This is a genomic window from Vulcanococcus sp. CPBay_Sum15L08_68, from assembly GCF_017855895.1.
Lineage (GTDB): Bacteria > Cyanobacteriota > Cyanobacteriia > PCC-6307 > Cyanobiaceae > Vulcanococcus.
Genome location: NZ_JAFMFX010000072.1, coordinates 1 through 8,580, shown reverse-complemented (window position 1 = coordinate 8,580; position 8,580 = coordinate 1). Strand labels below are relative to the sequence as shown.

The window sequence follows — 8,580 nt, the reverse complement described above, 5'->3', positions numbered from 1 at the left end:
GGTCTCTTGCATCAACTGGTGCAGGGGGCGGTGCCGCCTGAGCAGATGCTCCGGTTCGCTGCGGCCTGTGGTGCCTTGGTCTGCGGCGGGGCGGGGGCGATTGACCCTCAACCCGATGCGGCTGCGGTGCAGCGGTTTCTGCAGCGTTAGCTCTGCAGCCTGGCCACCCGGCCGGCCTCGGGGTCGTTTGCGTCGAGCAGGTCCAGCTGCAGGGCCCAGGCGCCTTCTGGTTTGAAGCTCAGTCGCCCGGGCCACTCCACCGCCATCAAGGCGCCTAGTGCCTGGGCTTCCTCTTCTTCTTGGCAGAAGAGCTCATCGGCGGAGGCACTCTGCTCAAGGCGATAGAGGTCGAGATGGACCAAGGCGGCGGCCTGTCCTTGGTAATGCTGCGCTAAGGCAAAGGTGGGGCTAGTGATGGGTTCATCGATCTCGAGAGCCAGGGCAATCCCTTGCACCAGGGAGGTCTTGCCCGCTCCTAAATCCCCCTCCAGCAACAGGATGGGCCTGGGCTGCGGCAACGCGAGCCAGTCCAAGGCCAGTTGACGGCCCAGGTTCTGGGTGGCCGCCGCATCCGCTAACTGCACGCTCAGTTGTTGCATACCGATAGATTGCCCTTAAGCGAGCCCGAAGCCTCGGCGTCTCTGCAGATATTCCACACCTCTTGCCAAGCCACGGTCTGGGCTGGCGAGTGCATTCACCTCAAGAACATCAACCATGGTGGCCTCCCCCACTGCGCCTGCGCTGCAGAGCACCAGCACCTATGTGATCGCCGATCTGGGTCTGGCTGATTTCGGTCGCAAGGAGATCGAGATCGCTGAGACCGAGATGCCCGGTCTGGTGGCCCTGCGCAGCAAGTACGGCGCTGAGCAGCCCCTCAAGGGTGCCCGCATTGCGGGTTCCCTGCACATGACGATTCAGACCGCCGTTCTGATCGAAACCCTGGTGGCCCTGGGCGCCGAAGTGCGCTGGGCCAGCTGCAACATCTTCTCCACCCAGGACCACGCCGCTGCTGCGATCGCTGCTGCGGGTGTCCCTGTGTTCGCCTACAAGGGCGAGACCCTCGATGAGTACTGGGCCTTCACCCACCGCATCCTCGAGTGGGGCGATGGCGGTACCCCCAACATGATTCTCGATGACGGCGGCGATGCCACCGGCCTCGTGATCCTGGGCACCAAGGCCGAGAGCGATCCCTCCGTTCTGGACAACCCCAGCAACGAAGAGGAGACCGCGCTCTTCAACAGCATTCGCCAGAAGCTGGCTGCCCAGCCTGGCTTCTATTCCCGGATCAAGGCCCAGATCCAGGGCGTGACCGAGGAAACCACCACCGGTGTGGCCCGTCTCTATCAACTGCAGAAGAGCGGCGAGCTCCCCTTCCCCGCCATCAACGTCAACGACTCCGTCACCAAGAGCAAGTTCGACAACCTCTACGGCTGCCGTGAGTCCCTGGTGGACAGCATCAAGCGCGCCACCGACGTGATGGTGGCCGGCAAGGTCGCCCTGGTGCTCGGCTACGGCGATGTGGGCAAGGGTTCGGCCCAGTCCCTGCGTGGTCTTGGCGCCACCGTGATGATCGCTGAGATCGATCCGATCTGCGCCCTGCAGGCCGCCATGGAGGGCTACCGCGTCGTCCGTCTGGAGGACGTTGTGGCTGATGTCGACATCTTCGTCACCGCCACCGGCAACTTCCAGGTGATCCGCCACGAGCACCTGATCCAGATGAAGGATCAGGCGATCGTCTGCAACATCGGCCACTTCGATAACGAAATCGATGTCGCCTCGCTGAAGCAGTACACCTGGGAGAACATCAAGCCCCAGGTCGACCACATCACCCTGCCCAGCGGCAACAAGATCCTGTTGCTGGCCGAGGGTCGTCTGGTGAACCTGGGCTGCGCCACCGGCCACCCCAGCTTCGTGATGAGCAACTCCTTCACCAACCAGGTGCTGGCTCAGATCGAGCTCTTCACCAAGGGCGCTCAGTACGCCAAAGAGGTCTACGTGCTGCCCAAGCACCTCGATGAGATGGTGGCTCGCCTCCACCTCGAGAAGATCGGCGCCAAGCTCACCGAGCTGTCCGCCGAGCAGGCCGCCTACATCAACGTTCCCGTTGAGGGCCCCTACAAGCTCGAGCACTACCGCTACTGAGCCCTGAGACAACAAAGCCCCTCAACACTGAGGGGCTTCTCTTCCTGAAGCCCGGTCGATGCAAGACCGGGCTTTTTTGTGCTCGTCCTGCGATCGCTCAGAACGGCACTTCTTCTTCGCTGGGCGCGCCGCCACCGAAACCACCGCCGCCAAAGCCGTTGGCTTCAGCGTCACGTTTGGAGCCCAGCAGTTCCAGGCGGTCCACCCGAACCACGGGCTTGCTGCGCTCTTCGCCGCTGTTGCGGTCCGTCCAGCGGTCCAGCTTGAAGCTGCCGATGATTCCCAGCAGGGAGCCCTTGCGGACGTAGTCGGCGGCGACCTGAGCTTGCTTGCCCCAGATCTCCAGGTTGAACCAGTCGGGCTCGTCGTTATTGCTGCGGCGGTTCACCGCGATGGTCAGGTTGGCCACCATGCTGCCGGACTCGAAGTAGCGCACTTCGGGGTCGCGGCCAGCGCGGCCGACCAGGGTGACGGAATTGACGCCCATGGCGTTCTCCTGCGTTTGCGTTGGATCAATGATGCAGTCCCCGGGCGGGGAGCTTCGAGGTGAGAGTTCCACCCTTTGCCCCGGATGTGTCACCACCGCTGCAAAACCCGAGTGGCAGCTAGGTCTTTGAGGGTGTCAGATCGCAGGATCTACCTATGCTTTGAGGGAATGGGGAGACGTCTGTGTTCTTCAAGCGTTTCCAGCTGTCCCGCGACATCGGCATCGATCTAGGGACGGCGAACACCCTGATGTATGTCTCCGGTAAGGGCATCGTCCTGCAGGAGCCCTCCGTGGTGGCGATCGACCTTGAGCGTGGTGTGCCCCTGGCGGTGGGGGATGAGGCGAAGCTGATGTTGGGCCGCACCCCTGGAAATATCCGTGCCGTGCGTCCCCTGCGCGATGGCGTGATCGCTGACTTCGACGCCGCTGAGCAGATGATCAAGACCTTTATTCAGAAAGGGAATGAGGGCCGCGGCATCGTGGCGCCCCGCTTGGTCATCGGCATCCCCAGCGGGGTGACCGGCGTGGAGCGCCGCGCGGTGCGCGAAGCGGGCTTAGCGGGCGCCCGCAATGTGCATTTGATTGAGGAGCCCGTGGCCGCGGCCATCGGCGCGGGCCTGCCGGTGACCGAACCCGTCGGCACGATGATTGTCGACATTGGCGGCGGCACCACGGAGGTGGCGGTGCTGTCCCTGGGGGGCACGGTGCTCAGCGAGTCGGTGCGGGTCGCCGGCGATGAGCTCAGCGATTCGATCAGCAACTACCTCAAAAAGGTCCACAACCTGGTGGTGGGGGAGCGCACCGCCGAGGAGATCAAGATCCGGATCGGTTCGGCCTTCCCCGACGACGCCTTCGACGAATCGACGATGGACGTTCGCGGGTTGCATTTGCTCTCGGGTCTGCCCCGCACGATTCCCGTGCGTGCCGGCGATATCCGCGAGGCGATGGCGGAGCCCCTGAACGTGATCGTGGAGGCGGTCAAGCGAACCCTGGAGCGCACGCCGCCGGAGTTGGCGGCCGACATCGTCGACCGGGGGATTGTGCTGGCGGGGGGCGGGGCCTTGGTCCGCGGCATCACCGATCTGATCAGCCACGAGACCGGAATCCTGGTGCACATCGCCGAGGATCCCTTGCTCTGTGTGGTCAACGGCTGCGGTCGTGTGATTGAGGACTACCAGCGCCTCGAGCGGGTGCTCGACACCCCTGACTTCAGCAGGCTGAACGCGTAATGGCCAGTCGACTCCTCCGGGTTCCTTTACTCCAGAAGCTGCTTCAGGCCTGGCCTTGGTGGTTGCTGCTGGCTGTCTTGGCTGGCGTGCGGCTCAGCAAGGGTGCGGGCGTCCTCGATGCCTACGCCCTGTTGAGTCGTCCGTTCTGGCCGGGCCAGGCCCAGTCCGAATGGCTCCGCTCCGCGCAGCAGTTGGATCAGCAGACGCGGCTGCAGCAGTTGGAGAGCGACAACGCCCGCTTGCGGGGTCTGGTTGCCCTGGATCAAGCCAAGGGTGCACGGATCTCGGCTCCGGTGATCTCCCGCCAGGCCTCCGGTTGGTGGCAACAGTTGGAGTTGGGCAAGGGCAGCCTGCAGGGGGTGCGCGCCGGCGCTGCTGTCCTCGCCCCGGGTGGCCTGATTGGCCGGGTCGCCAGCGTCACCCCCAGCACGGCCCGCGTCGCGCTGCTGACCAACAGCACGAGCCGCCTGGGGGTCTGGGTCCCGCGGGTCAAGCGCCATGGCCTGTTGATTGGCGGCGATACGCCGCGGCCGCGGCTCCAGTTCCTGGATAAGGACACGGGAGTTCGCCCCGGGGATGTGGTGACCACCTCCCCCGCCAGCACCTTGCTTCCCCCCAATCTCACGGTGGGTGTTGTCCAGAGCGTCGATGAGGAATTGGTCCCGGCCCCCGATGCTGTGGTTCAACTGAGTGCACCGATCGACGCGGTCGATTGGGTGCAGTTGGTGTCCCGTTAGCGATGGCCGGATTGCACCGCCATGGCCTCTGCGTGGCCTCTGCCCTCTCGGTCCCGGCGTTGACCTTGCTCTCCCCGGGCTGGTTGAGCCTCGATGGCGTTTCCCCGAGTTGGGCGGTGCTCTGGCTGCTGCCCTGGGCTTTGGTGGATGGGCCCTGGTCCGGGGCGTATGCAGGCTTGGCCTTGGGCTTGCTGCTCGACGGCTTGCATGTCGGTCACGTCACCCAGCTGCCTGCTTTGGTGCTGTTGGGTTGGTGGTGGGGACGCCTGGGCCGGCGGGGTAGTCCGATTGAGCGCAGCTTCAACCTGGGGCTGCTGGCGGCCCTGGGCAGCCTGGTCCTAGGGGGCAGCTTCTTGCTGCAGTGGCAGTTCCAGGGTGTGTTGCCCGAGGGTGGCTTGCAGCTGCTGGCGGCTCAGGCTTTGATCACGGCCTTGCTGGCCCCCCTGGTTTGTTCGGTTTTGCTGCTGCGTTGGCGACAACTGCTCTCCGCACGGGGATGAAGACGCCCAAGCGGTTGGCCTTGGGGCTGCTGGCGGCTGCGGCGCTCACGGGGGTGCTGGCGGCTTGCGCCCCCGCTCGGCGGCAGACCTCCGATCGCATTCCAATCCAGTTCTGGACCTTGGATCTGGCCCCCAAGTTCAACGACTACCTCAACGGAGTCATTGCCCGCTGGGAGCAGCAAAACCCTGGCTATGACGTGGTTTGGACCGATGTCCCCTGGGGATCGGTCGAGCGCAAGTTGCTGGCGGCGGTGTTTGCGCGCACGGCTCCCGATGTGGTGAACCTGAACCCGCTCTTCGCGGCCAACTTGGCCAGCAAAGGCGGCCTGCAGCCCCTTGAGCCCCTGTTGCCCCAGGGCGCTGCAGAGACCTATCTGCCGCTGATCTGGCAAGCGGGCCAAAGCGCCGCTCCCGATGGTCAGCTGCAGCAGTTCGCCATTCCTTGGTATCTGACGGCCCGGATCACCCTGGCCAACAGCCAGCTGCTGAGTCAGGCCGGCTACGACGCGCCGCCGCGCACCTGGGCTGAGGTGCCGGCCTACGCCGAAGCCGTCAAGCGCCGCACGGGGCGCTATGCCCTGTTTGTCACCGTTGTTCCTGAGGACTCCGCGGAGTTACTCGAGTCCCTGGTGCAGATGGGGGTGACGCTGCTGGATCAGCGCCAGCGGGCGGCCTTCAACACGCCGGCGGGCCGGCGGGCCTTTGCCTTCTGGAGCGATCTCTATCGCCGCGGCCTGCTGCCCCGGGAGGTGGTCAGCCAGGGCTACCGGCGCGCGATTGAGCTCTACCAAAGCGGTGAGTTGGCCCAGGTGGGCAGCGGGGCGGAGTTCCTGCGCAGCATCCAGACCAATGCGCCCCAGGTGGCCGCGGCCACCCGTCCCTACCCGCCCCTGACCGGTGCCAATGGCGCCGCCAATGTGGCGGTGATGACCCTGGCGATTCCCCGCCAGAGCAAGGTGGCCGGGCCGGCGACCCGCTTCGCCCTTTTTCTGACCGATGCCAATAACCAGGCGCGTTTTGCCGAGCAGGCACGGGTGCTGCCCTCGTCCACCGGTGCCTTGCGGCAGGTGGAAGAGGCCCTGGCGGATGAGCAACCGTCGACTCAGGCGGAGCAGCTGGTGCGGCAGGCCCGTTTGCTCTCGGCCCAAACCCTGAGTTCAGCTCGGGTGCTGGTGCCGGCCAGCCCTGGGGTGAAGCGGCTGCAGGCCATCGTCTACACCCAGCTGCAGCGGGCGATGTTGGGCCAGATCAGCAGTGATGCGGCCTTGGCTGAGGCGGAGCGTCAATGGAACGCCTATGCCGCAGGACGCTGGCCCTAGGTCGACCTGGAGAAAACCTTAAGACTGGCGCTGCATAGCTCAGCTGGCCGGCAAAAGGCTATCGCCAAGAGAGGTCTGAGAGTTAACGTTGCGCTTCTTCACGCTGTGTAGTGCATGCCGCTCGACGAGCAGCAACGACAGAGTGATGCCTCTTCTGTCGAGGCTTCGTCAGAGCAGCGCGCCACCGTGATGGTGGTGGATGACGAGCCGGCCGTGCGTCGGGTGCTCGTCATGCGTCTCCAGCTGGCTGGCTATCAGGTGGTCTGCGCTGAAGACGGTGAGGAAGCGCTCGCCCTCTTCCACAAAGAGCAGCCCGACCTGGTGGTGCTCGACGTGATGCTCCCGAAGCTCGATGGCTTCGCGGTCTGCCGGCGCCTGCGGGCGGAGTCCTGCGTGCCGATCATTTTTCTCTCGGCCTTGGATGCCATCGCCGAGCGGGTCGCCGGCTTGGATCTGGGGGCGGACGACTATCTGCCGAAACCCTTCAGCCCCAAAGAACTGGAGGCTCGGATCGCCACGATCCTGCGCCGCGTTGGCCGCGGTTCGGCCACCAACGAGCCCCGGGATGTACCCGCGGGTCAGGGTGTTCTGCGCGTCGGCGACCTGGTGGTGGACACCAACCGCCGTCAGGTCACCCGAGATGGTGAGCGCATCGGTTTGACCTACACCGAATTCAGCCTGCTGGAACTGCTGTTCCGTGAGCCTGGCCGGGTCGTTCCCCGCGCTGAGATCCTCGAGCAGCTTTGGGGCTATCCGCCCCGCCGTGCCGCCGATCTGCGGGTCGTGGATGTCTACGTGGCCCGTCTGCGCGGCAAGCTCGAGCCCGACCCGCGCAACCCCGAGCTGATCCTGACCGTTCGCGGCACCGGTTACGCCTCCCAGCGCATGGGCGAGAACGCCCCGATGGCGGCCGCCAGCTGATCCTGCAGGATGGCCGAACGCTGATTGATTCGGTCTTTTGTCTGAGCTGCGCGAGACCCGCCTCGAGAAAGGCAAGGCCCTAGCGGAGTTGGGCCAGGGTCCCTATGCCCTGCGCTTTGAGCCCAGTCACCGCACCGCAGAGCTCCAGCAGGCCCATGCGGACTTGCCGAATGGCGAGGAGCGGGATGTCTCCGTCTCCGTCGCCGGTCGGGTGATGACGCGCCGGGTGATGGGCAAGCTCGCCTTCTTCACCCTGGCGGATGAAACGGGCCCGATTCAGCTGTTCATTGAGAAGGCCACCCTCGGAGACGACTTCGGTCACCTCACTTCCTTGGTCGATGCCGGTGACCTGATTGGTGTCACGGGCAGCTTGCGCCGCACCGATCGCGGTGAGCTGTCGGTGAAGGTGAAGAGCTGGCAGATGCTCAGTAAGAGCCTGCAGCCCCTGCCGGACAAGTGGCATGGTCTGGCCGATGTGGAGAAGCGCTATCGCCAGCGCTATCTCGATCTGATCGTTTCCCCGGACACCCGGGAAACCTTCCGCCGCCGTGCGATTGCGGTCAGCTCGATCCGCCGTTGGCTCGATGAGCGGGGCTTCCTTGAGATTGAAACCCCCGTGCTCCAAAGCGTGCCGGGTGGTGCCGATGCCCGTCCCTTCGAAACCCACCACAACGCCCTGGATCTGCCGCTGACCCTGCGGATTGCCACCGAGCTGCACCTCAAGCGCCTGGTGGTGGGCGGCTTCGAGCGGGTCTATGAGCTGGGCCGGATTTTCCGCAACGAAGGCATCAGCACCCGGCATAACCCTGAGTTCACCTCGATTGAGGTGTATCAGGCCTACGCCGATTACAACGACATGATGGATCTCACGGAGCAGTTGATTGCTCACGTGTGCCAGCAGGTCTGCGGCACGACCCGCATCAGCTATCAGGGCACGGAGATCGACCTCACGCCCCCCTGGCGCCGGGCGACGATGCACGAGCTGGTGCTCGATGCGACGGGCCTCGACTTCAGCAGCTTTGGCAGCCGGGCTGAGGCGGCGGCGGCGATGCAGGCCCAGGGTTTGGCGGTGCCGGAACTGGCGGACTCGGTGGGACGTCTGCTGGTGGAAGCCTTCGATCAGAAGGTCGAGAGCACCCTGATCCAGCCCACCTTTGTGATCGATTACCCGGTGGAGAACTCCCCGTTGGCGCGGGCCCACCGCAGCAAGCCGGGTCTGGTGGAGCGCTTTGAGCTGTTCATCGT

General features: G+C 65.0%; 8 protein-coding genes and 2 pseudogenes. 8 read left to right on the top strand and 2 right to left on the bottom strand.

Going from position 1 to position 8,580, the window contains the following annotated elements; translation table 11 throughout:
• Window positions 1-150, top strand: a pseudogene (locus QZ189_RS09840) (carbohydrate kinase); the annotation flags it as partial.
• On the opposite strand, the pseudogene tsaE reads toward QZ189_RS09840, so the two are convergent.
• Window positions 147-599 (bottom strand): annotated as a pseudogene (tsaE, locus tag QZ189_RS09835) (tRNA (adenosine(37)-N6)-threonylcarbamoyltransferase complex ATPase subunit type 1 TsaE); the annotation flags it as partial. The pseudogenes QZ189_RS09840 and tsaE overlap by 4 nt on opposite strands.
• Before the next feature lie 115 nt (window positions 600-714).
• Between tsaE and ahcY the strand changes: the two are divergent.
• Window positions 715-2,142, top strand: coding sequence for an adenosylhomocysteinase (gene ahcY / locus QZ189_RS09830; protein WP_247476546.1), 1,428 nt, complete (start codon window positions 715-717; stop codon window positions 2,140-2,142).
• Between the two features lie 97 nt (window positions 2,143-2,239).
• On the opposite strand, the gene QZ189_RS09825 is transcribed toward ahcY, so the two are convergent.
• On the bottom strand, window positions 2,240-2,629 hold the full coding sequence (locus QZ189_RS09825; protein ID WP_296415556.1) for a single-stranded DNA-binding protein: 390 nt from the start codon (window positions 2,627-2,629) through the stop codon (window positions 2,240-2,242).
• Between the two features lie 182 nt (window positions 2,630-2,811).
• Between QZ189_RS09825 and QZ189_RS09820 the strand changes: the two genes are divergently transcribed.
• The 6 genes from QZ189_RS09820 to lysS form a co-directional block, all read left to right on the top strand.
• Complete coding sequence (locus QZ189_RS09820) at window positions 2,812-3,858, top strand: rod shape-determining protein (protein ID WP_296415554.1); 1,047 nt, start codon at window positions 2,812-2,814, stop codon at window positions 3,856-3,858.
• Window positions 3,858-4,595, top strand: a complete 738-nt coding sequence (mreC, locus tag QZ189_RS09815; protein WP_296415552.1) for a rod shape-determining protein MreC — start codon at window positions 3,858-3,860, stop codon at window positions 4,593-4,595. Before QZ189_RS09820 ends, mreC begins: the two co-directional genes overlap by 1 nt.
• A gap of 2 nt (window positions 4,596-4,597) precedes the next feature.
• On the top strand, window positions 4,598-5,095 hold the full coding sequence (mreD, locus tag QZ189_RS09810; RefSeq protein WP_296421650.1) for a rod shape-determining protein MreD: 498 nt from the start codon (window positions 4,598-4,600) through the stop codon (window positions 5,093-5,095).
• Complete coding sequence (locus QZ189_RS09805) at window positions 5,092-6,414, top strand: sugar ABC transporter substrate-binding protein (protein ID WP_296421649.1); 1,323 nt, start codon at window positions 5,092-5,094, stop codon at window positions 6,412-6,414. The genes mreD and QZ189_RS09805 overlap by 4 nt, the downstream gene beginning before the upstream one ends.
• 189 nt (window positions 6,415-6,603) lie before the next feature.
• On the top strand, window positions 6,604-7,335 hold the full coding sequence (gene rpaB / locus QZ189_RS09800; RefSeq protein WP_198001901.1) for a response regulator transcription factor RpaB: 732 nt from the start codon (window positions 6,604-6,606) through the stop codon (window positions 7,333-7,335).
• Window positions 7,336-7,372: 37 nt separating this feature from the next.
• On the top strand, window positions 7,373-8,580 hold a 1,208-nt coding region (lysS, locus tag QZ189_RS09795; RefSeq protein WP_296421648.1), incomplete at its 3' end, for a lysine--tRNA ligase.